This window comes from Halorussus sp. MSC15.2, from assembly GCF_010747475.1.
In the GTDB taxonomy this organism is placed as follows: Archaea; Halobacteriota; Halobacteria; order Halobacteriales; family Haladaptataceae; genus Halorussus.
The window spans coordinates 632,439-653,758 of the sequence record NZ_VSLZ01000003.1 but is presented as its reverse complement, the minus strand read 5'-3'; the positions used below and the strand labels follow the sequence as shown (position 1 = coordinate 653,758).

The 21,320-nt window shown below is 64.7% G+C and carries 18 protein-coding genes and 2 pseudogenes; 7 read left to right on the top strand and 13 right to left on the bottom strand.

What is annotated here, in order from left to right:
* Nucleotides 1-232 precede the first annotated feature (232 nt).
* The gene (gene uvrA, locus FXF75_RS14570; RefSeq protein WP_163522573.1) at nucleotides 233-3,184 is read right to left on the bottom strand and encodes an excinuclease ABC subunit UvrA; all 2,952 of its coding nucleotides are present in this window, start codon (nucleotides 3,182-3,184) and stop codon (nucleotides 233-235) included.
* A gap of 230 nt (nucleotides 3,185-3,414) precedes the next feature.
* Between uvrA and FXF75_RS14565 the strand changes: the two genes are divergently transcribed.
* Both FXF75_RS14565 and FXF75_RS14560 read left to right on the top strand, forming a co-directional pair.
* Entirely contained in the window at nucleotides 3,415-4,428 is a 1,014-nt protein-coding gene (locus FXF75_RS14565; RefSeq protein WP_163522572.1) for an AI-2E family transporter, read from the top strand.
* Between the two features lie 335 nt (nucleotides 4,429-4,763).
* Nucleotides 4,764-5,332: pseudogene (locus FXF75_RS14560) on the top strand (LURP-one-related/scramblase family protein).
* A 111-nt stretch (nucleotides 5,333-5,443) separates the two neighbouring features.
* Here FXF75_RS14560 and FXF75_RS14555 read toward each other — a convergent pair.
* The 3 genes from FXF75_RS14555 to FXF75_RS14545 form a co-directional block, all read right to left on the bottom strand.
* Nucleotides 5,444-6,925 (bottom strand): hypothetical protein, encoded by a 1,482-nt coding sequence (locus FXF75_RS14555; protein WP_163522571.1) that lies wholly within the window; start codon nucleotides 6,923-6,925, stop codon nucleotides 5,444-5,446.
* Nucleotides 6,926-7,192: 267 nt separating this feature from the next.
* On the bottom strand, nucleotides 7,193-8,317 hold the full coding sequence (locus tag FXF75_RS14550; protein ID WP_163522570.1) for an aminomethyltransferase family protein: 1,125 nt from the start codon (nucleotides 8,315-8,317) through the stop codon (nucleotides 7,193-7,195).
* 117 nt (nucleotides 8,318-8,434) lie between these two features.
* A complete protein-coding gene (locus FXF75_RS14545) occupies nucleotides 8,435-8,731 on the bottom strand; it encodes a DUF6432 family protein (RefSeq protein WP_163522569.1) in 297 nt (98 codons plus the stop codon).
* 97 nt (nucleotides 8,732-8,828) lie between these two features.
* Here FXF75_RS14545 and FXF75_RS14540 point away from each other — a divergent pair, with 97 nt between their 5' ends.
* Nucleotides 8,829-9,308: an RNA-binding protein gene (locus FXF75_RS14540; RefSeq protein ID WP_163522568.1), complete on the top strand. Its 480-nt coding sequence runs from the start codon at nucleotides 8,829-8,831 to the stop codon at nucleotides 9,306-9,308.
* Between the two features lie 81 nt (nucleotides 9,309-9,389).
* On the opposite strand, the gene FXF75_RS14535 is transcribed toward FXF75_RS14540, so the two are convergent.
* The 4 genes from FXF75_RS14535 to FXF75_RS14520 all read right to left on the bottom strand — a co-directional run bounded on the left by FXF75_RS14535 (nucleotide 9,390) and on the right by FXF75_RS14520 (nucleotide 14,333).
* On the bottom strand, nucleotides 9,390-9,992 hold the full coding sequence (locus FXF75_RS14535; RefSeq protein WP_163522567.1) for a hypothetical protein: 603 nt from the start codon (nucleotides 9,990-9,992) through the stop codon (nucleotides 9,390-9,392).
* 4 nt (nucleotides 9,993-9,996) lie between these two features.
* Nucleotides 9,997-10,734 carry a DUF1028 domain-containing protein gene (locus tag FXF75_RS14530; RefSeq protein ID WP_163522566.1) on the bottom strand — a complete coding sequence of 246 codons (738 nt, stop codon included), beginning with the start codon at nucleotides 10,732-10,734 and terminating at the stop codon, nucleotides 9,997-9,999.
* A 132-nt stretch (nucleotides 10,735-10,866) separates the two neighbouring features.
* Nucleotides 10,867-12,447 (bottom strand): S8 family peptidase, encoded by a 1,581-nt coding sequence (locus FXF75_RS14525; protein ID WP_163522565.1) that lies wholly within the window; start codon nucleotides 12,445-12,447, stop codon nucleotides 10,867-10,869.
* 152 nt (nucleotides 12,448-12,599) lie between these two features.
* A complete protein-coding gene (locus FXF75_RS14520; protein ID WP_163522564.1) occupies nucleotides 12,600-14,333 on the bottom strand; it encodes a S8 family serine peptidase in 1,734 nt (577 codons plus the stop codon).
* Between the two features lie 151 nt (nucleotides 14,334-14,484).
* Between FXF75_RS14520 and sepF the strand changes: the two genes are divergently transcribed.
* The gene (sepF, locus tag FXF75_RS14515; protein WP_163522563.1) at nucleotides 14,485-14,841 is read left to right on the top strand and encodes a cell division protein SepF; all 357 of its coding nucleotides are present in this window, start codon (nucleotides 14,485-14,487) and stop codon (nucleotides 14,839-14,841) included.
* Between the two features lie 11 nt (nucleotides 14,842-14,852).
* Here sepF and FXF75_RS14510 read toward each other — a convergent pair.
* The 3 genes and pseudogenes from FXF75_RS14510 to FXF75_RS14500 form a co-directional block, all read right to left on the bottom strand.
* Nucleotides 14,853-16,300: pseudogene (locus FXF75_RS14510) on the bottom strand (DUF402 domain-containing protein).
* Entirely contained in the window at nucleotides 16,297-16,671 is a 375-nt protein-coding gene (locus tag FXF75_RS14505; protein ID WP_163522562.1) for a hypothetical protein, read from the bottom strand. Before FXF75_RS14505 ends, FXF75_RS14510 begins: the two are co-directional and overlap by 4 nt.
* 112 nt (nucleotides 16,672-16,783) lie before the next feature.
* A complete protein-coding gene (locus FXF75_RS14500) occupies nucleotides 16,784-16,969 on the bottom strand; it encodes a hypothetical protein (RefSeq protein ID WP_163522561.1) in 186 nt (61 codons plus the stop codon).
* A 133-nt stretch (nucleotides 16,970-17,102) separates the two neighbouring features.
* On the opposite strand from FXF75_RS14500, the gene FXF75_RS14495 reads away from it, so the two are divergent.
* On the top strand, nucleotides 17,103-18,257 hold the full coding sequence (locus tag FXF75_RS14495; protein ID WP_163522560.1) for a PrsW family intramembrane metalloprotease: 1,155 nt from the start codon (nucleotides 17,103-17,105) through the stop codon (nucleotides 18,255-18,257).
* A gap of 123 nt (nucleotides 18,258-18,380) precedes the next feature.
* Here FXF75_RS14495 and FXF75_RS14490 read toward each other — a convergent pair whose 3' ends face one another.
* The gene (locus FXF75_RS14490) at nucleotides 18,381-19,025 is read right to left on the bottom strand and encodes a riboflavin synthase (protein WP_163522559.1); all 645 of its coding nucleotides are present in this window, start codon (nucleotides 19,023-19,025) and stop codon (nucleotides 18,381-18,383) included.
* 551 nt (nucleotides 19,026-19,576) lie between these two features.
* On the bottom strand, nucleotides 19,577-20,368 hold the full coding sequence (locus tag FXF75_RS14485; RefSeq protein WP_163522558.1) for a hypothetical protein: 792 nt from the start codon (nucleotides 20,366-20,368) through the stop codon (nucleotides 19,577-19,579).
* Between the two features lie 415 nt (nucleotides 20,369-20,783).
* On the opposite strand from FXF75_RS14485, the gene FXF75_RS14480 reads away from it, so the two are divergent.
* Together FXF75_RS14480 and FXF75_RS14475 are read left to right on the top strand one after the other, a co-directional pair.
* Complete coding sequence (locus FXF75_RS14480) at nucleotides 20,784-21,029, top strand: hypothetical protein (protein WP_163522557.1); 246 nt, start codon at nucleotides 20,784-20,786, stop codon at nucleotides 21,027-21,029.
* Between the two features lie 56 nt (nucleotides 21,030-21,085).
* Nucleotides 21,086-21,232: a hypothetical protein gene (locus FXF75_RS14475; RefSeq protein ID WP_163522556.1), complete on the top strand. Its 147-nt coding sequence runs from the start codon at nucleotides 21,086-21,088 to the stop codon at nucleotides 21,230-21,232.
* The last annotated feature ends 88 nt before the right edge of the window (nucleotides 21,233-21,320 follow it).

Here is a 21,320-nt window from a genome sequence, read left to right as displayed (position 1 = left end):
GGTGTATTATCAGCCGAACTCATACTACCGAAGTCGCTCAATCCCTTGTTGCGCCGGTGCCACCGCCACCCATCCCGTCACGGTACGCCAGTTTCGCCCGGACCACACTTTGTTATCCAGTACTTAGCGCTACAGAAATGTAGGTCCACACACATATTTTGGCAGTAATAGCGCGATTCCCGGAGTTAACGTGACGATATTCGGGTTCTAGGCCGAAAACGAGAACGAATCCTCAGTCGTCGGTCGCGGGCGCGGCCCGGCGGTCGGTCCGCGGACCGTCGAGGTCAACGTCGGGGAGCATGTCCCGCAGGTATCGGCCGGTGTGGGAGTCCTCGCTGCGCGCGACCTCCTCGGGCGTCCCCGAGGCGACGATTTCGCCGCCGTTTTCGCCGCCTTCGGGTCCGAGGTCCACGACGTGGTCGGCGTTCTTCACGAGGTCGAGTTCGTGTTCGATGACGGCCACGGTGTTGCCCTTGTCGGTGAGTCGCTGGAGGACCTCGATGAGTTTCCGCTCGTCGGCCTTGTGGAGACCCGTGGTGGGTTCGTCCAGCAGGTAGAGTGTGTCGCCGGTGTCCTTCTTCCCCAGTTCCTCGGCGAGTTTGACGCGCTGAGCCTCGCCGCCCGACAGGGTGGTCGAGGGCTGGCCGAGGTTCATATAGTCCAGACCTACGTCCCGCAGCAGGCCGAGCCTTCGAGCGATGCGCTGGTCGTGTTCGAAGAACTCGTAGGCCTCCTCGACCGACATCTCCAGCACGTCCGCGATGGTCGCGCCCTTGTAGGTCACGTCGAGCGTCTCGTCGTTGTACCGCGCGCCGTCGCACTCCTCGCAGGGGACGTAGACGTCCGAGAGGAAGTTCATCTCGATTTTGACGGTGCCCTGTCCGCCGCACTCCTCGCACCGGCCGCCCTTCACGTTGAAGGAGAATCGGCCCTTCTCGTAGCCGCGCTGCTTGGCGAGTTTCGTCTCGGCGAACAGTTCGCGGATGTAGTCGAAGACGCCGGTGTACGTCGCGGGGTTCGAGCGCGGGGTCCGACCGATGGGCGACTGGTCGATGAGTCGCACCTTCTCGACGTTGTCGATGCCTTCGATGGCGTCGTGGTCGCCGGGGTCCACGCTCGTGTTATCGTTCATCTCGCGGGCCAGTCCCTTGTAGAGGATGTCGTGCATCAGGGTGGACTTGCCGGAACCGGAGACCCCGGTAATCGCGGTGAACTGGCCGACCGGGATGTCCACGTCGAGGTCCTTGAGGTTGTGCTGGCGCGCGCCCACGACCGTCAGCGACGCGTCGCTGTCGCGGCGCTCGTCGGGTACCGGTATCTCCTCGCGCCCGGCGAGGTAGTCGCCGGTGATGGACTCCTCGCACGCCTCTATCTCCTCGGTGGTCCCCTGCGCGACGACTTCGCCGCCCCGCTTGCCCGGCCCGGGACCCATGTCGATGACGTTGTCGGCCTGCCGCATCGTCTCCTCGTCGTGTTCGACGACGAGCAGAGTGTTGCCGAGGTCCCGGAGTTCCTTCAGCGTGTTGAGCAGGCGGTCGTTGTCGCGCTGGTGGAGGCCGATAGACGGTTCGTCCAGCACGTAGAGGACGCCGACCAGCCCCGACCCTATCTGGGTGGCGAGTCGGATGCGCTGGCTCTCCCCGCCCGAGAGCGTCGATGCCTCGCGGTCCAGCGTCAGGTATTCCAGTCCGACCTCCTCCATGAAGCCGAGGCGGGCGCGAATCTCCTTCAGAATCTCCTCGGCGATTTTCGTCTCGCGCTCGTCGAGTTTCGCTTCGAGACCCTCGAAGTGGTCGAGCGCGTCACCGATGGACATCTCGTTGACCTCCGTAATCGAGGTGCCGTCCACGTACACCGACCGGCTCTGGTCGTTGAGACGCGTCCCCTCGCACTCGGGACACTCCGTCACCGCCATGTACTCCTCGATGTGGTCGCGGGTGCTGTCCGAGTCGGTCTCGACGTAGCGCCGTTCGAGGTTGGGGATGACGCCCTCGAAGCGCTCGTCCTTCTCGCGGGTGCCGTTCTTGGTCGTCCACTCGAAGTGGACCGTCTCGTCGGTCCCCCAGACGAACGCCTCCTGCACGTCCTCGGGCAGGTCCTCGAACGGGGTGTTCACGCTCACACCGAAGTGGTCTGCCACGTTGTCGAGTTGTCGGCGGTAGTACGTCCGGTTGTAGCTCCACGGCTCGAAGACGTTCTTGAGCGGCTTGGAGGTGTCCTGAACCACGAGGTCCTCGTCCACTTCCTTGGTCTCGCCGATGCCCTCACACTCCGGACACGCGCCGTGGGGGCTGTTGAACGAGAAGCTCCGGGTCTCGATTTCGCGGAAGTCGATGCCGCAGTGGGTGCAGGCGAGGTCCTCGGAGAACTCCACGACGAGTCGGTCGTCCTCGTCGCCCGCGAGGTCGCCCGTGGACCGCGCCGTCGCGCCGCCGATGTCGTCCCCGGCCTCCTCGGGCGGGTCCGGCAGGACGACCTTCAGCGCGCCGTCGGCCTCCTCCAGCGCCGTCTCGACGCTGTCGGTGATTCGGCTCCGGGCCTCCGGGGAGACCTTCACCCGGTCCACGATTACGTCCACGTCGTGGTCGTAGTTCTTGTCGAGGTCGGGCCTGTCCATCGTCAGGTCGAACTCCTCGCCGTCCACCTCGACGCGGGAGTACCCCTCGCTCACGAGGTCGTCGAAGAGGTCCTCGAACGCGCCCTTCTGGTCGCGGACCACGGGCGCGGCTATCTTCGCCTTAGTGCCCTCGGGGAGTTCGAGGACGCGCCGGACCATGTTCTGGGCGCTCTGCTCGCCGACTTCGCGGCCGCACTCGGGACAGTGGGGAGTCCCGATGCGGGCGTACAGCAGGCGGAAGTAGTCGTGGAGTTCCGTGACGGTCCCGACCGTCGAACGGGGGTTGTTGGCGGCGTTCTTCTGGTCGATGGAGATAGCGGGCGAGAGACCCTCGACGTTCTCGACCTGCGGCTTGTCCATCTGCCCGAGGAAGTTGCGGGCGTACGCCGACAGGCTCTCGATGTACCGTCGCTGGCCCTCGGCGTAGACGGTCTCGAACGCGAGCGAGGACTTCCCCGACCCCGACAGCCCCGTCACCACGTTGAACGACTCGCGCGGGATGGAGACGTCGAGGTCCTTGAGGTTGTGTTCCTCCGCGCCCTTCACGTCGATATAATCCTTACTCATCGTTTTCGTGTCGAAAGAGAGTCCCACTTGGTTCGCTGTGCCGTCTCGTTCATCAAAAGGATACAGGGATTCAGGGCACTTAACGGGACTGTAATGCGGTGAGTGCCCGAGTGACGCGGTCCACCTGACCGTCGGCCCGGCGGCGAGTTCGGACGACCGACCCGATTAAGCCGTCTTTGCGGTTCTCGACCACCGAGAAACTTTTCTCACCCCGTCACGACCCACGGTTCATGGACACCGAGCGCGGATTCTTCGCCGTCCTTCTCGCGGTCGCACTCTACGTCTCGACCCTCGTGGTGCGGCCGTTCTTCACCTACGTCGCGCTCGCTGTGCTGCTGGCTTACACGCTGTTTCCCCTCCAGCGCCGACTCGCTCCCCGAATCGGGCCGCGGAAGTCGGCGGTCGTCCTGATGGTCGCCTCCACGTTCCTGTTCGTCCTCCCGCTGGTTCTCCTGCTCCAAGTGGTCGTCCGGCAGGCGCTGGCCGCCATCGAGACCTTCCAGTCCGCGGACGTTCAGGGGGAGATAGCGCTGGTGCGGCAGTTGCTCATCGACTCGGTCGGCATCGACCCGTTCGACTACGTGGACCAGACGCTACAGGAGGTCGCCGGGGTCGTGCAGTCGGGCGCGGGACGAGTGCTTCAGGAGGCGACCGGATTCCTCGGCGGCGTGTCGAAGGTGATGCTCGGTCTCACGATATTCGGGTTCGTGCTGTACTACCTGCTCGTCGGCGGCGAGGGGACCGTGGCGTGGTTCCGCGAGGTGACTCCGCTCCCGGCCGACGTGCAGGACGAACTCCTCGCCGAACTCGACCGCCTCACCTACGCGGTGCTGATAACGACGCTGGTCATCGCGGTCGTGCAGGCGATACTCACCGGCGTCGCGCTGTTGGTTTTGGGCTTCTCGAACGTGCTGTTCTGGACGGTCCTCGCGGTCGTGCTGGGTATCCTCCCGCTGGTGGGGTCGATGTTCATCTGGGTTCCCGCCGCGCTGTACCTGATTGCCGTCGGCCGGTTCGTCGGCGGGGCGGCCCTGCTCGTCTACGGGTTCGGGTTGGTCAACCTCACGGACAACTACCTCCGGCCGGTCATCGGCGGCCGGAGCGCGAACCTGAACCCCGCGATTCTCGTCCTCGGCATCTTCGGCGGACTCGCGGTGTTCGGTGTCATGGGTATCTTCGTCGGCCCCATCGTGCTCGGGTTCACGCGGGCAATCGTCGTTGTCGCCGCGCGGGAGTACGCTTGAGGTCGAGGGTGGTTGACGCACTGCTAAATTGGCATTCCGGGTACTGGGTCTCCGGGCCGTCCTGCTCTGTGTCCGTCTCCGTCCTGTGACTCTGACTGCGCCGACCCGTACCCGCACCGCGATTGAAACTGCACTGTAATCGTACAGCGGGTTATCGCATGAGTCGAGGCATTACCGCACAGCGACGCACCGTGACCACAAAGGTACAGCACCGCGACACACGGACACAGCGCCTCTATCGTTCAGTCGAAACGTCCGAGGTTGCAGTCGCCGACCACCGCCGTACTTCACCCCGCCTACCAAATTATTTAAATTAGAACCGACAACGCCGAGGCATGGTCCCCGATATCGCCGCCATCGACCTGACCGACGACGAGTACACGGTCGTCCAGTCGCTGATTCGCAACAAGTACGAGGCCTACGACGCCGACGGGGAGGTCGTGCTCAGGGGCAAGCAGAAGATGTTCAAACTCAAGGAGGAGTTCCCGTTCGTGGACGCCGACGGGAACCCGGCGTTCACCGTGAAGGCCAGCGGCGTCTTCGACTTCGCGGGCGACTACGCGCTCGTGGACGACGCGACCGGCGAGTCGGTCGCGGTCCTCGACCGGAACTTCACCCTGTTCGCGGACAAGTGGTCGGTCCGCGACCCCGACACTGGCGACGTTATCGCGGAAATCACCTCCAAGAGCAAGGTGGTCTCGGTCCTGCGTCACCTCCACGCGGTGTTCAGTCTGATACCCCACGAGTACGAGATTACGGACGCGACGGCCGTCACGTCGGCACCATCGACGGCCAGTTCTCGCTCAAGGACAAGTACGAGGTGACTATCGACGACTCGGCGGGGATTCCGAAGGAGACCGTCGTCGCGGCCGCGATGGTCGTGGACGCCATCGAGGGGAACTGAGTCGAGCGAAGGGAGACGAAGGCCGAAAAGGCGGTCCGGTTCTCGGAACTGAGCCGAGTGAAACGAGGCGAGGGTCGAAAAACGAGCCGCGTCTTTCGGAACGAAATCAGATTAGGACTGGCTGTCGAGTTCGACGCCGACCGGCCCGTCGACCGTGAAGTCGGTAATCTCGCCGCTGAACCGGTAGGCGTCCTTCCCGCCGATGACCCGACCCGTTATCGTGCCATCGCCGACCTCGTCGGCGGGGTTTATCGACCCGAGTGAATCGCTCTTCGCCGCGTTCCCGCTCACCGCGAACTGGTACGTGGAGGCCGTGTTCGGCTTGTCCGTCCCGTCGATGACTAGCGTGTTCGGCAGGTCGCTCGGACCCGACCCGGAGTCGGTCAGGTCGCCGACGCTCGTCTGCTCGCCGCCGTACCGGAGCGTCCACTTGGCCGCGTCGAGTTGCATCGCCGTGACCGTCCCCTCGACCACGTAGGCGTCGCCGTACCCGTTCCCGGACGCGCCCGTCACCGTCACGGTGCCGTCGCCGTTGTCGGTGATGCTGTCGTTGCCCTCGGCCCCGATTTGGTCGTCCACCGTGTGCTTCGTGACGCCGCCCTCGACCGTGAACTCGTACGCGGCGCTCTGGGCGTCCGCGCTCGCGACGAGTTCGAGGACGGTCCCCTGCTGGTCGCTCTCGGACGTCTCCGTCGTGGAACCGCCGCTTCCGCCGCTGACCTCGCTCCACGTCGGACCCGTGGCGCTGGTCGTGCCGTTCTCCGCTTCCTCGGGAGTCATCGGGACGCCCTTCGGCGGGTCGATGGTCGGGTTGCGCCCCGAGTTCTGGAGCGTGATGTTCCCCTCGTGGGCGTCGATTTCGCCCGCTACCTGCGAGTTCGAGACGGTGACCGTCGGGATGTTGGACCCGTAGTCGCCGTAGGCGCTCGTCGAACCCCGCGTCATGAGCGCGAGGTGGTTGCTCCCGTTCTTGACGTTCGACCCGTTGATATCTATCTGGCAGTGGCGCATGTTGATTTCGCCGCCGCCCTCGTAGTACGAGAAGTGGCCCGCACAGAGGTATCCGCGGGTCGGGAAGTTCTCGCCCGTGTTGTGGATGTGCGTGTTACGGACCTCCGTTCCGCCGTTGACGCGCAGGTTCCCTCGCGTGTTGTCGTGGAGGTAGCAGTCCTCGATGGTGAGCGTCCCGCCCTCTCCCCACGGTTCGTGCAGTTCCGCGTAAATCGCGTTGTCGGCGTGGCCTTCGATGTGGACGTTCTTGATGGTCAGGTGTCCGACGTGCTGTTTCGGGTCCACCCAGATGGCGGGCTTGTCGCTGCTCGCGGTGGACCGGATGTAGACGTGTTCGATGACGCCCTCGCCGTTCGGGTCGGTGACGGCGCACCCGATGCCGAGTTCGTTACTGCCGGTCTCGATGTATCGGTTCCGTATCTCCCAGTTCCCGCTCACGGGGGTGGCCCGTGCGGTCGAAGCGGTGATGCCAGCTCCCGCGACCGCTCCGACGAGGGCCGTCCCGGTCGCTTTGAGGTAACTGCGTCGGTCGAGGACCGAACTGTCTTCCTCGTGCTCGCCTGCCTGGGTATCGCGTGCCATATGGATTCAATGTCCCAACCACATTTTAAGTACTCTTCGGTCCCGCGTAGAAAATGACGACGCTCTAACTCTGCGGGCTACTCCAGGTCTAGCGAGTGTCGAAGGACGCTCCGCTCGGTCGATACCGAGCGAATCATCGACGATGGCACTTACGGACGATAACGAGATAGCGCCAGACGGAGCGTTCGTGTGGCGGTCGGGTGAACGCTCACCGGAGAGTCGAACCGCCGGTCGGACGAGAACTGCGAGAAACCGCGGCGTGCGAACCTAGTACTCCGGAAGGCGGGCCGAGCGGTCGCTCCCCTCCACGAACGGGAGCGCCGCGAGGTCGGCGGGCACCTCCTCGCCGCCGACGCGGACCGAGAGGTCGGCGTCCGAGTCCGCTCCGACGCCGTAGTCCACGACGCCGAACGCGACGGGCGACTCCTCGGTGGGACTCTCGACCGCGCGCGTGACTTCGCCGACCGCCTCGTCGCCGCGGAACACCGCGGCACCCCGCTCGGGCACCGCCTCGGGGCGCAGTCCCACGAGTCGCTGGCTCGGTTGGCCGCGGTTCTCGACCCGGGAGACGACCTCCTGACCGACGAAACACCCCTTCTCGAAATCGACCGCGTTCCGGAGACCGACGACGTTGGGAATCCGGCCGCGTAACTCGGTCTCGAACAGCGGGGTCCCGGCTTCGAGCGTCAGCGACTCCCACGTCCGCCTGCCGAACGGCGCGGCGTTCAACCCCTGCGTCAGGAGCGTGTCGAAGACGAGTTCGGCGTTCTCGCGCTCGTCGCCGGTCTCGTTGACGGTCGTCCCGGTGGTACAGACCACCTCGAACCCCTCCTCGCCGGTCGGCGCGTCGGTGCGAATCACCGTGACGCCGACCTCGGCCATCCGTCCGCGGACGAACGAGAGGTGTTCCTCGGGGGTTCCCCCGCCGTTGAGGACGCTCGCTATCTTCTCTGTCGCTTTCGGGCCGTGGACGCCGAAGACGGCGAACTCGTCGGTCGCGGTCTCTATCTCCACGTCCTGAATGAACACCTTCTCGCGCCACTCGTCGGCCAGCGACTCGGCCTCGCCCGGCGGGACGAACAGCAGGAGTTGCTCCCCGGCGTTGTAGACGTACATGTCCAACTCCACGCCGCCCTGCGGGTCGAGCAGCAGCGCGTACGCGCCGTCGCCGTCCTCGGTCGGCACGTCGTTCGACACCACGTTGTCCACGTACTCGACCCGGTCGTCGCCCCGGACGACGACCACGCCGTACGGCATTTCAGTGACGCCGACGACCCGCCGGACCGCGCCGTGGGCGCGGGCGGGTCGGCCGTAGTCGGCGGGGATTCGCCGGTCGCCTACCTCGGTCCACTCGGCCCCGAGGTCGGTCTGTTGGCCCTCGATGACAGTCATTTCTACGTCGAACTCGGGACGGGACGGGATTAAAGGGTCGGAATTCGGAACAGCGAGGGGACGTTCGCTGCGCTCGCCTTCCGGATTCGAGTCGCGAACGACGCCGAGAACGACGACTCAGAGCGGCAGTCGGTCGATGATTCTGTCCACGAACGACGGCTCTTCGACCTCCTCGTCGGGGTCCGGAATCACCCGTTCGTCGGGTCTGATGAGCGTCCGGTGGTCGGTCTCGTCGGCGGTGATGAGGTCGTCTTCCTTGAGGTTGGCGAGGGCGGTCTCCAGTTCGTCGATGTCGCTTTCGACGTGCGAGCGAATCTCGAAGACGGTCATGCCCTCTTCGTTCCGGTCGACGAGAGCGTCGAGTACCGCGACTTCGACCTCGTCGCGCTCGCGGTACTCCCGCTTTGCCTTCATGGGTGGGAGTATGACCGGTGGGCTTTTACCTTTATCTGAAACCGCGCTCCGCGCGAAAGGCGAGAGTATTAAGCCCCGAAACGACACACGTGTGGGTATGGAAGTCAAGTCTCGCCACCACCTCCGGAGCGACGAGGTGGGCGACATCGAGCAGCGACTCGCCGACCGACTCGGCGTCGAGTTGGACGCCGACACGTACGAACTCGTGGAACTGGAGGACTCGGAGTTCGACCTCGTCCTCGTGGACGGCGACCCCGCGGTCCTCTACTACGAGGACGAACCGTTCCTGACGGTCCGCGGCGCGAACCAGTACCCGCCCCAGACCCGCGTCGTCACCGTGGACGCGGGCGCGGTCTCGTTCGTCAGCGACGGCGCGGACGTGATGCGTCCCGGCATCGTGGAGGCCGACGACGACATCTCGGCGGGCGACCTCGTCGCCATCGCCGAGGAGTCCCACGGCAAGGTGCTGGCCGTCGGCCGGGCGAAGACCTCCGGCGACGACATGGTGGGCGACGAGGGGAAGGTCGTCTCGTCGGTCCACCACGTCGGCGACGAACTCTACGAGTTCAACGTCTAGAAACGACCGTCTCCTGCGCTCGGGACTCCGCCTGCGGCGAATTCCTCGCTCGCGGTGATTACGCTTGTTTCGCCCGCACAGCTACTCGCTTCGCCACGCCCACCACCCGAGCGCCGCGACGCCGACGCCCAGCAGCACGCCCGGCACGACCGGCACGACCGCCTCGTCCGGAACGACGCCCGAGACCGCGAGCGACAGCGATACCGCCGTTCCCACGGGGAGGGACCCGGCGAGCAGTCCCGCGCCCGCCCGCGGTTCGACTCCGGCCCGCAGCAGTCCGAGACCGAACGTCGTCGCGCCGACCAGCGCGAGCGAGTACGCCCACACCGAGACGGTCCACCCCGCCAGAATCTCTCCGGCGACGTAGGCGGTGGCCCCCGCGAACGCGCCGAGGAGTCCCGCGCCGAAGACGGCGAACCCCGCGGTCGCTAGCAGTCCCCACGCCGGTCTCGTTCGGGCGCGGTACCCCGCGAGACCCGCGCCCATCAGCGCGAGTGCGAGCGGCGTGACCGCGTCCAGCGTCCCGTACCAGAGCAAGGAGGTGACGCCGCGGTCGGCCGCGAACGTCACCACCACCAGCGCCGCCCAGAGCAGACCGCCCGCGACGCCCGCGCCACCGGCAACTCCGGCGTGTCGCGGGTAAGTCCCCGTCCTCGTCCCTGACCCCGACCCCGACCGTGACACGGCTCTACTCGGCCGCGTCCCCGTCGTCGCTGTCGTCCGCGGCCTCCATCTCGTCGTCCTCGTAGGCCTCCTCGTAGCGCTCGACCGCCATCTCGAAGCCCTCCTCGGCGAGTTCGAAGGTCTCGCGCAGGTCCGCGATGGGGGTCTCGGTCGCGTCCACGCGGAGGTCGTCGTAGTACGGTTCCATCTCGCGGTCCTCGGTGGTCTCCACGAGCAGGGCCGCGCTCTGGACGTGGAGTTCCTCACGCTTGTCCCCGCCCTCGGCGTGGCCCGCTTCGAGTGCGTCCACGAGTCGCTCGGCGAGTGGTGCGTCCGACCCGCGCGACTCCTCGTAGGCGTCGGCGGTCGCCTCCACTACCGACTCGCCGGTCAAGAGGTTGCCCGCGACGGTGAAGTCGTCGCGCTCGACGTGGCCGTACCAGCCCTTGCACTCCTCGCCCGAGAAGGCGAAGGTGCCCTCGGCATCGACCCCGTGAAGTTGGCGTTGGGGTGCGCCCTCGTCGGCGTTGAGCAGCGACTGGAGGGCGTCTTCGACGGCGAGACCGTCGTCGAGGTACTCGACGCCCTTCCGGCCGAGTTCGACGTTGACGAGGCTCTGGGTCGCGACCGCACCGTTCTCGCTGGCGAACGGACAGAGCGTCCCGACCGCGGGCAGGCGGGTCGTGACCGCCACGCCGAATCTGGTCTGGTCGTTCCCGTCGTCGTCCTCGTACTCCTCGCGGACGCAGATGCTGAACGTCATACTCCGACGGAGAACGCGACGCGGCAAAAAGTTCGGTCTTGCGGAAGGTCGCGCCGCACCATCGCCGCCTGTCGGGACCGGACGCCGACCGCGGAGACGTGGAGCGGGTTCCTCGGACCGCTCTCGCGCGCTCTACTGGACTTCGACGGTGAAGTCGTTGACCTCGCCGTACTCGCCCGTGGCCGAGGGACCGGCGAAGTCGTTCCAACTCAGACGGACCCGAACGAGCGTCTGGCCGGTCGGGGCGTCGCTCGGCACGTCCACCGTCGCCGTGTAGGTGGACGCGTCGTCGCTCACGTTCGCCATTATCTGGGTCTCGGTCGCGGTGGACCAGTCCTCGTTCTGGTCCCAGTCCACGTAGACGTTGGCGTAGTGGCTGTCGTACCCGCCGTCCGAGTAGTCGAGCGAGACGTCGAACGACCCGCCCGGACTGACCGTGATGGGACCCGCGCAGGTGAAGTCCTCGTAGGCGTTGTCGGCCGAACTCTTCGAGAACTGGCCGCCGAAGCCCACGGTGTCGATGTTCTCGGCACCGCTCGACCCGGTTCCGGCGGGCCACTTGGTGGCGTCGAGGCAGTCGCCGCCACCGCCGCCGCCGCCACCGTTGACCGCGGCCTCCACGTCGAGCAGGCCGTACCCCTGCTCGTTGCTGGCGAGACCGATGTCCTCGGCCGTCTGCTGGAGCGTGCTCCGGGCCTCGGTGTTGGTCGCGCCGTTAGCCATGAGTTGGGCACCCGCGCCCGAGACGTGCGGGCAGGCCATCGAGGTGCCCGAGAGGGTGTTGTACCCACCGTCGTTGTACGTCGAGTAGATGCTCCCGCCGGGCGCGGCGAGTTCGACTTCCGGACCGGTCGAGGAGAAACTCGACAGCGAGTCGTCGCTGTCGGTGGAGGAGACCGCCACGGCGTTGCTGTAGGCGGCGGGATAGCCGACGCAGTCCGAACACGGACCGGAGTTGCCCGCGGACGAGACCACGAGGACGCCGTTGTTGTACGCGTAATCGACGGCGTCCTTGATGGTGGACGACCCGGAACTCCCGCCGAGGCTCAGACTGGCGACGTCGTAGCCTTGGTCGGCGGCCCACTCGATGCCCGCCGCGACGTTCGAGAACGACCCGCTCCCGCTGTCGTCCAGCACCTTCCCCGCGTGGAGGGTGGCCTCGGTCGAGACGCCGACGACGCCCTCGGAGTTGTTGACGGCATCGGCGATACCTGCGCAGTGGGTCCCGTGACCGTTGCCGTCCTCCCACGACCCCTTGCCGCTGAAGTCCTTGCCGGTGCCGAGGTTGGCCTGCAGGTCGGGGTGGTCGGAGTCGATGCCCGTGTCGAGGATGGCGATGTCCGCGCCGTTACCGGTCTCGCCGTTGGAGTGGACCACGTCGGCGTCCACGCGGTCGATTCCCCACGGCAGGGTCTGGGCGTGGGCGTGAACGGTTCCGTTCCGCTCGACGTAGCGCACGCCCTTGCGCCTTTCGAGGGCCTTCGCGGCCTTCGCCGACGCGCGGATGGTCATGACGTCGAGCGAATCGAACTCGCGGACCACGCCGCCCGCGGCGCTGAGTGCGGCCCGGCGCGCGTCGTCGCCGCGGAACCCGACGTTGACCTCGACCTTCCCCGTGGCACCGGCGAGGCTGGCCATTCCGGTCGCCGCGACGGACCCGCCGGCAATCTTCAGTACGTTACGCCTCGAAACTCCGTTGTCATTGTCTGGCATGCATAAAGTACAAGAGATTTCTACTACTTAATAATTTTCTAGGATAGATGCAATTAAATTATCTAGAATAATATCTCGGAACCGCGAATCGCGGCGATAGGGGTCGTGCATCTTCGGTGACGAAGTCGCGGAGGAGGTTCGACGACCGCCGCTCAGGCCGAGACGGTCTCGGTCCGACTGGCGGTGTTGCCCTGCGAGTCCGTGACGGTGACGGTCACGTCGTAGGAACCGCTGCCCTTCTTCTCCTGCAGTCGGTCCGACCCGGACGCGCTGGAACCGCTGACCGACGTACTCGACGAATCGACCGTCGAGGACTGGGCCAGCGTGAGGTCGACCGAGGCGAGGTCGCCGTCGGCGTCCGAGACGCTCCAACTGACCTCGAAGCGCGCCCACCCGCCGTTGCTCCGGTTGTTGATGCCGAGCGAGTCGATAGCCGGGCCGCTCCCGCCGGAACTCCCCGTGGTGAACGTGACGCCGCTCCCGGTGTCGGTGTCGCCGTCGCTGGCGTTCGCGACAGCGCGGAAGTCGTAGTCCGTGCCGCCGCTGAGACCGGACACGTCCGCGCTGAAGTTCCCGGTCGCCGAGAGGGTCTGGGTACTCGTCGTGCTGTCGAGCGACGTGCCGCTCTCGCCGTACTCGAAGTACACGTCGGCCGAGGACGCGCCGCCGAGGTCCGTCAGGTCGCCGCTCAGCGTGGCCGACGACGTCCCGACGTTCGAGGCGCTCCCCGTCGAGACCGCGACGCTCGGGTCGCTCCCGCCACCGCCGCCGAGCGCGGCCTCCACGTCGAGCAGGCCCGACCCGGACTCGTTCGACGCGAGACCGATATCTTCGGCCGTGCTCGTCAGCGTGTCGCGCGCCTCGGCGTTGGACGCGCCGTCGGCCATCAACTGACCGGCCGCGCCCGCGACGTGCGGACAGGCCATCGAGGTGCCCGAGAAGGTGTCGTAGCCGCCGGGAATCGTCGAGTAGATGCTCCCGCCGGGTGCCGCGATTTCGACCTCCGGGCCGGTCGAGGAGAAACTCGACAGGCTGTCGTCGCTGTCGGTGGACCCGACCGCGATTACTTCGGAGTAGGCCGCGGGATAGCCGACGCAGTCCGAACACGGACCGGAGTTGCCCGCCGCCGCGACCACCAGCACGCCGTTGCTCTGGGCGTACTGCACCGCGTCGTGGAGCGTGGAGGACCCGGAACTCCCGCCGAGGCTCAGACTGGCGACGTCCCAGCCTTGGTCGGCGACGTACTCGACGCCCGCCGCGATGTCCGAGAACGTCCCGCCCCCGCTGGAGTCGAGGACCTTCACGGCGTGGAGGGTGGCCTCGGTCGAGACGCCGACGACGCCTTCGGTGTTGTCGACCGCGTCGGCGATGCCGGCGCAGTGCGTCCCGTGGTCGTTGTCGTCGTCCCACGACTCGTTACACCCGTTACACGTGACGAACGCCTTGCCGGTGCCGAGGTTGGCCTGCAGGTCGGGGTGGTCGGAGTCGATGCCCGTGTCGAGGATGGCGATGTCGGCGCCGTTACCGGTCTCGCCGTTGGAGTGGGCCACGTCGGCGTCCACGCGGTCGATTCCCCACGGCAGGGTCTGGGCGAGCGCGTGCATCCGACCGTTCCGCTCGACGTAGCGGACGTTGGGATTCGATTCGAGCGCTTGCGCCGCCTGCCGTGGCAGGCGGAGCGTCAGCGCGTCGATGGAACTGAACTCCCGGACCGTCTCATCGGCCTCGGCGAGCGCCATCTGGCGGCCGCGCTCGGAGGCGAACCCGACGTTGACCTCGACCTGCCCGCTCGCGGTCCCGAGACCCGCCGTCCCCGCCGCCGCGACCGAACTCCCCGCTACCTTCAGGACGTTGCGCCTCGAAATACCCTTGTGATTATCTACCATCTGGCGGAAAGATACGCGGTCTCATGTTAAGTGTTTCCATAATACACATAATATTACGAATCCGGTAGGTTATTTTACCTGTCGGGGGATGAGACACGACTAACTTCCGTCTGACGTAAGAACTATACGGTCTCGCTCGGCCCATTCCCCTATGGGCTTCATGAGCAAAATTCTCGGCGACCGCGACGCGCACACCGCCGAGGACTACGTGGAACTCAACCTCGACGATTTCGACACGGCGTCGAGCGACGCCGCGATGCAGGTCCACATCGCCGAGATACAGGGCCAGCAGGACGTAATCGCCATCAAGGACGCTATCTACGACGGCGACCTCGTCGTCGCCGACATCACGCGTCTCCGAACCGAGGACACCACGGTCGAACGCATCACCAACGAACTCCAGCAGGTCGCCCGCGAGGTGGACGGCGACATCGTCCAGAAGGGCGACGACCAGATTCTCGTCACCCCGACCGGCGTGAAGGTCAGTCGGGAGAAACTCACGCGCTGACGCCCGCGCTTCTACTGTAACGCCCGCTCTACGCTACTCGCGACGCTCCGCGCCTTCTCGGCCAGTTCCGCCGAGACGTGTCCGATTTCGACGGCCGCGTCGAGTTCGTCGTCGTCCACGCGCTCGACCGCGCCCCCGGGTGACTTCACCACGTCCACGTGGAGGTCCACGTAGCGCGCGGCGTCGGGGAACAGTTCGACGGGCGTGCAGACGTTGACGTACGTCCCCTTCTTCTCGCCGTCCTCGCCCCGGTAGACCGTGGGGTACCACCACCGGCCCTCGCGGAACTTAGTGACCGCCACGTCGCCCGCTTCGCGGGGCGTCCCCAGCGCGTCGTAGGTCCCGCGGCCCGACATCTCGCGCCGGACCGTGGCCTTCCCCTCGCCGGGGTCGAACTCGGTGACTTCGCCGCGACCGAGCGAGAAGCACCGGCCGTCTGGCTTGCCGTGGTGGATTTCGAGGCGGTCGCCGTCCGCGGGGCCGAACTGCCGGAGCGTCGCGCCCACGGGGAACTCGTCGTCAGCGTCGCCGCCCGCCGCGCCCACGTCCGCCCAGAGGTCCTCCACGAAATCGACCGCGGTGCTGGCCGAGTCGTGGGCGGCCTTCACCCGGTGGTGGCCCGGCATGGTGGTCGTGACGGCCCGGCGCTCGGCGTCCACGGCGAACCGGGACTCCCGGCCGAACCAGAGCCACGCCGTCGCCTCGGGCGCGGCGAGTCGCCGCGGGAGGTCCCCGCGGTCCGCGTCCTCGGGCGAGTCGGGCGCGTCCGCGAGCGCGGCGTCCATGGTCTCGGCCCGAGAGACCGCTTTCCCGAGGGCGTCGTCCATCGCGGTCAGACTCGCGTCTTCGGCGGCGTACTCCCAGCGGATGCCCCAGTCGTCGGGCACGTCGGTCGAGAGCATCTCGGTCGTCCGCGCGAGTTCGGTCTGAGTCGCGTCGTCACCTCGGGCGACCACCTTGTCGATACCCTTCGAGAGGCTGACGACCCCGCCGAACGCCTGCGTCTCGGTGCCGAGGCCGGGTCGGCGGTCGGCCCACGGCGCGACGGGGTCGCGGACCTGCACCCGGACGCGGTCGCCCTCGTCGATTCGGCGGTCGGTCGCCCCGAACGAGAGGTAGCCCTCGCGGTCGCCGAGGTCCACGACTGCGCCGCCGCCGAGGGTGTCGGTGACGACGGCGTCGAAGACGGCCCCGCGCGGGTCGGGTCCGACCACCGGAACGTGTCGATGCCGAGGTCGGCGAGGTCGTCTGCCACCGCCCCGACCGCCTCGGGGTCGCCGACAATCCCCACGCCCTGACGGTCGTCGGTGGTCTCGACGCTGGCGTCGTACTCCTCGCCGGAGAACGTCGCGTCGAAGCGCCGTCGGATGGGTGGAGAGGCCTGCACGACGTCGAACGCTTCGCGGAGGCGTTCGGTCAGCGCGGTGGTGTAGATACCGCGAATCCGGACGTTGCTCATAGCTCCTCGCGGGCGGTGGCGAACCGCACTCGCTCGTGAATCGTCGGGCCGAGGGTCAACTCGACCACCTCGTCGCTCAGCACTCGGCCGCCCTCGACGTAGACGCCCCACGAGTCGAACCGAAGCCACCCGCGGACGTCCTCGCTGTGGGTGAACAGGTCGGCGTACTCGACCGCGTGTTCGGGGTACTCGTCGCTGCTGTGGGTCAGGTCCATGTCGGAGTAGACGACCTCGCGGTCCTCGAAGAACGACTCCAACTGTTCGGCCGTGCGTTCGGCGTCCGCCGTCGCGGCGTCGGCCGCCTCTCGAAGCGTCTCTTCGGAGACGCCGGCGTCGCGGAGCGCCCGGCGCACGCGGGGGTCGAGGCTCATACGAGTACGGTCGGGCGGCGCTCCCTTCGGTGTAGCGATTCGGGCGAGAAGAGACGGGGTCGGTCTCCGTCGGTCGCGCGCTCGGCTGATTCTCGGTCGCGGTCGGCCGGTCTCAGTCGTCCGCGGGCACGGTGCCGGTCCAGTTGGCGTCGGTGGTCGCACTCGTCCCGTCGAGTTCGGGCATCTCGCGTTCCTCCTCGGTCGGTTGTTCGCTTTCGGCCGTCTCGTCTGTCGCGTCGTCGTCGGCGCTCGGCGGTGCTGTGTACAGGATTCCTCGGCTCTCACTTCGGTACGTCATCTTGTTGAACTCTCTGGTCGGTTCACGTTGTTAAGCGTTCCCCTGCCAGTCTTAATGGTGTATAATCACAATTAAGGAGTCAAAGGTGGTCGAGGAGCCAGATAATTGGTTCTGGGATTCGTAGCCTCCGGCGATGGAAGGTGAACGCGACCCGATAGAAGAAGGCGCGACCGACTCCGCGGACCTCTACGACGTCGCCACGTGGGAGTCCCGGAGTTCGCTCGACAGGATAGCTGGCGGCGTCCACCGCTGGGGTCGCCGCCTCGGCCGCGTCGTGGTCGTCGTGCTCGCGCTGGCCATCCTCGCCGCCCAGTTCGTGCTGACCGGACTGGCGTCCATCAGCGACCCGATTATCGGCGCGTTCGTCCTCATGTCGGTCGTCCCGGCGTTCGGACTCGCGGCCTACATCTGGTACGCCGACGTGACGACCTCCGAACCCCTCTCCCTACTGGTCGCCACGTTCTTACTGGGCGTGCTGTTCGCCGGGTTCGCGGCCATCATCAACACGCTCGCGGGCGTTATCACTCTCGTTCCGGTCGTCGGCATGGCGCTGTTCTTCTATCTGGTCGTCGCGCCGGTCGAGGAGTTCGTGAAGTGGCTGGCCATCCGACTCTACGCCTTCCGGAGCGACCGGTTCGACGCGGTCGTCGACGGCGCGGTGTACGGCGCGATGGCGGGACTCGGCTTCGCCACCATCGAGAACGCCATCTACATCACCCAGAGCATCACCGACGTGACCACCATCGGCCAACAGCAGATAGCGTCGGCGGGCCAGACCGCCGCGGTCCGCCTGCTGGCCGGGCCGGGTCACGTCATCTACTCGGCGTTCGCGGGCTACTACCTCGGACTCGCCAAGTTCAACCGCGAGAACGCCGGTCCCATCGTGGTCAAGGGCCTGCTCATCGCCGCGTTCATCCACGCGACATACAACACGCTGGTCACGTACCTCGAACCGATACTCGACCTGCTGGGAATCGGCGTCGCACCCGGACTCGCGTTCATCGGCTTCATCGTGGTGTACGACGGTATCTTCGGCTACCTGCTCTACCGGAAACTCGCCCGCTACCGGAACGCGTATCGGCAGGTCGATATGGGGACCAGCGTCTCCTTCGAGGACGGCGTCGAACGCGACCGCGCCGACTTCGAGGAGTCGGCCGACGGCGTCGGCGATTTCGAGACCTCCGAGGAGACCGCAGACCGTCGGCGCGCCGACCGCGCCCGCAACGACGACGAGTATCCCGAGAACCGACCTACTGAGCCACGATACTCCGAGGACGACTCCGAGTAGTCGTGTGGAGGGCGGGTCGAACCGTGGTCTAATCTTCGATTACGACTCTAAAACGCTAGCTGACTTACTGACACTCAGGTGCGTGCTGGCGTCCTGACGCCGTGACACGGCGTTCGACGGAGTTCACCGCTCGGGCGCGTCGAGAACGCCCTCAGTCTTCGCGTCCTCGACCTCGAACCCCGCGTCGTCCAGCAGTCGTTCGGCGTACTTCGCAATAACGTCCACTTCGAGGTGGACCGAGTCGCCCGGTTCCTTCTCCGAGAGGTTGGTCACGGCGCGGGTCTCCGGGATGATGGCGACCGAGAAGGTGTCCGCTCCGCGTTCGGCCACCGTGAGGCTGATGCCGTCCACGGCGACCGACCCCTTGTCCACGACGTACTTGCCGAACCCCTCCGGGACGGCGAACTCGTACTCCCAGTCCTCGCCGACCTCGCGCACGTCCACGACCGCCGCGGTGGTATCGACGTGGCCCTGCACGACGTGGCCGTCGAACCGGCCGTCGGCGGGCATCGCGCGTTCGAGGTTCACGGGGTCGCCGACCTCGACCTCGCCGAGGTACGTCTTGTCCACCGTCTCGCTGGCGAGGAACACCTCGAACCAGTCCTGCTCGAACTCCTCGACCGTCAGGCAGACGCCGCTGACGCTGATGCTCTGCCCGCGGTCGAGGTCCCCGGTCACGTCCTCGCCCGCGATGCGGAGGCGTCGGCCCTCTTCGGTCACGGTCACGTCGCGCACCTCGCCCGCCCCCTCAACGATTCCGGTAAACATACCAGATTTGTGGCGCCGGTCGGATGAAAAGCGTTCCGGAGTTCAAGAGTCGGTGGATGCTGGGATTCACTGGCCTGCGGTTAGGTTTAATCCGACTGTAATCGTCTCCACACCGGAGACCTGCTATATATTACAACCGTCAGTCCCGGATTAAGTATATAACAGTAAGACTAGTCATGCTAATCAGGACGCCGCTACTGAAACCGAGGGCGAGACTGATTAATATGGATAAATCAAAATAGTTAATAGATGACATAAGTGCTATCAAAACTCCAATTCCAGCGATTAACCACCGCCCTCGCTCGAATGCGTTTCGGAGTGGCTTGACATAATCTGAAATCCCTGCTATAAATCCTAGTGCTGCACTAAAACTAATCCAGAGAATGGATAACGACTCGCTATTCAAACCGGTTTTGAGTATAGCTATACTTCCGATACTTCCGAGAACTATTCCCGCGACCAATTTCAAGAAAAAGTGTTGGCTAATTTTCGGTACCTCAGGGTTAGAAGTATGGTTTGTCATGTATTAAAAAGCGCACCCTTTAATGGAATTACAGGCGGCCAGGGTGTCCAGGTGCAGTTGATATTGTGGTCAGTTCTCCTTCACTCTTGTGATAACCGCCAGCTACTCTTGCTGAGTACATCGTTTGATTCCAGCCGGCAGCTGACTCGTCCCATTCGGCTCCGGCAAAAGTGATTGAGTACGTGTTTGTTACGTACGCCGCGATACCGCCAACAAGTGCAATTACGCCAGTGAGTATTGCGGATGCACCTGCGCTGAGCGACGATGATCCGACAAGCGAAATGAGGGCTGCGGAAATTGAGCCCCACCCTAAATCGCCAACCTCGTTAACGAATTCGGCGGTAACAGCAGCCCATCGATGGGTGTAATCGTATGCCGCACATTGGCCGTTGTTGTGTGCGTACACATCTGATTGTTTAACAATATCTGTATCTGACTTTACCGTTACTGTACCGCTAGACACACTCACTTCGTTATCCGTGCTTGCTATACTAACCTCTCCACTAGAAGTTAGCTTATCGAATTTTTGAGAATTAACTTCACTTACGGAAACGGCACCGGACGGTTTCTTAACAGTGGTGATGAAGCGTTTTCGAGTCGCATCTCCGCCTGAGGTACTACTGCCTTTGTTTACCGTGATGTCAAGAGCAAAGACGGTTTTATCATTGTTCTCTGATAGAACCGTCTTCTTATGGATGGTCAATCCATTAGTGCCGTTCTTTTGTTTACCTTTGGTGGCTGTAACTGCACTTGGGATTGCTGACAGTCCTATCGCGGTACCACTGGTTTTCAGTAACTTCCGTCTGTTTCTATCTACCATCGCATGTAGAAAAATCAACCCTAATAAGTTATAACTTTCTAGCTATTAGATACATAAATACTTGGCGAGGCGATAATATTGTGGGTGTTTAGGGGGCATAAGGATTACGGATTCCAAAATAACCTGGTAATATGATGTGACTCATAAGATAGAACAAGATTTGTTTTAGATGCAGTACTTCACGAAGGTATTCGCTCAAACAGATTTTTATCAGCGTTTAGCCCTGTTGATTCTGCTATGGTCTATTTAATGATATTGCTCGTAGAATCTCTATCTGGTGTCTTCTTCCTTCTAAAGGCCATAATTCGTTCTTATATGGGTATATAATATTGTCAGGAATTAGGGGCCGTTTCAGTTACTCTGACTAAAACCCTCTCCGCGGGATTTTTGACGGCCCGCCCGGAACCACCGGGTGATGAGTAAACCGGGCATCCTCGGCACGCTCCAACTCGCGGCGACGCTCGTGTTCGCGCTCCCCGTCGGTCTGCTCGGCGTCCAGTTCCTCGCGAACGGCCAACCGCTGCTCGGCGGCGGGTTCGTCGCCGTGGCGGTCCTGATGGTCGTACTGGAGGAGTATCTGACGACGCCCACGGACGTTCCGGGCGCGGTGGCGGAGAAGACCATCGGCAAAGTGGCCAAGACGCCCGACGACGAGGAGTGACGGGGCGGACGTTCGCGGGCTACAGGCTTATACGGGTGTGAGTGCTAATTTATGCCATGGTCTGTTTCCACTGCGGTGACACGATAGACCGGACGACCGAACACTTCGAACTCCACCACCACCAGTCGGGGTCCGACCCAATCCTACAGCACCGGTTCTGCTCGTGCGAGTGCCTGAACGAGTACCTCCCCGACCAGCACTGAATCCCTAACGGCGTCGAGAACTACAGAGAACGGGCATGTCGAGAACTGCTGCGAACCCGGTGTCGTCCGGGTTGACCGTTGGGTTGGA

Excerpts from the sequence above, each read along its gene's own strand:
- uvrA (WP_163522573.1), bottom strand. The coding sequence starts at position 3,184 with ATGAGTAAGGATTATATCGACGTGAAGGGCGCGGAGGAACACAACCTC.
- FXF75_RS14565 (WP_163522572.1), top strand. The coding sequence starts at position 3,415 with ATGGACACCGAGCGCGGATTCTTCGCCGTCCTTCTCGCGGTCGCACTC.
- FXF75_RS14555 (WP_163522571.1), bottom strand. The coding sequence starts at position 6,925 with ATGGCACGCGATACCCAGGCAGGCGAGCACGAGGAAGACAGTTCGGTC.
- FXF75_RS14550 (WP_163522570.1), bottom strand. The coding sequence starts at position 8,317 with ATGACTGTCATCGAGGGCCAACAGACCGACCTCGGGGCCGAGTGGACC.
- FXF75_RS14545 (WP_163522569.1), bottom strand. The coding sequence starts at position 8,731 with ATGAAGGCAAAGCGGGAGTACCGCGAGCGCGACGAGGTCGAAGTCGCG.
- FXF75_RS14540 (WP_163522568.1), top strand. The coding sequence starts at position 8,829 with ATGGAAGTCAAGTCTCGCCACCACCTCCGGAGCGACGAGGTGGGCGAC.
- FXF75_RS14530 (WP_163522566.1), bottom strand. The coding sequence starts at position 10,734 with ATGACGTTCAGCATCTGCGTCCGCGAGGAGTACGAGGACGACGACGGG.
- FXF75_RS14525 (WP_163522565.1), bottom strand. The coding sequence starts at position 12,447 with ATGCCAGACAATGACAACGGAGTTTCGAGGCGTAACGTACTGAAGATT.
- FXF75_RS14520 (WP_163522564.1), bottom strand. The coding sequence starts at position 14,333 with ATGGTAGATAATCACAAGGGTATTTCGAGGCGCAACGTCCTGAAGGTA.
- sepF (WP_163522563.1), top strand. The coding sequence starts at position 14,485 with ATGGGCTTCATGAGCAAAATTCTCGGCGACCGCGACGCGCACACCGCC.
- FXF75_RS14505 (WP_163522562.1), bottom strand. The coding sequence starts at position 16,671 with ATGAGCCTCGACCCCCGCGTGCGCCGGGCGCTCCGCGACGCCGGCGTC.
- FXF75_RS14500 (WP_163522561.1), bottom strand. The coding sequence starts at position 16,969 with ATGACGTACCGAAGTGAGAGCCGAGGAATCCTGTACACAGCACCGCCG.
- FXF75_RS14495 (WP_163522560.1), top strand. The coding sequence starts at position 17,103 with ATGGAAGGTGAACGCGACCCGATAGAAGAAGGCGCGACCGACTCCGCG.
- FXF75_RS14490 (WP_163522559.1), bottom strand. The coding sequence starts at position 19,025 with ATGTTTACCGGAATCGTTGAGGGGGCGGGCGAGGTGCGCGACGTGACC.
- FXF75_RS14485 (WP_163522558.1), bottom strand. The coding sequence starts at position 20,368 with ATGGTAGATAGAAACAGACGGAAGTTACTGAAAACCAGTGGTACCGCG.
- FXF75_RS14480 (WP_163522557.1), top strand. The coding sequence starts at position 20,784 with ATGAGTAAACCGGGCATCCTCGGCACGCTCCAACTCGCGGCGACGCTC.
- FXF75_RS14475 (WP_163522556.1), top strand. The coding sequence starts at position 21,086 with ATGGTCTGTTTCCACTGCGGTGACACGATAGACCGGACGACCGAACAC.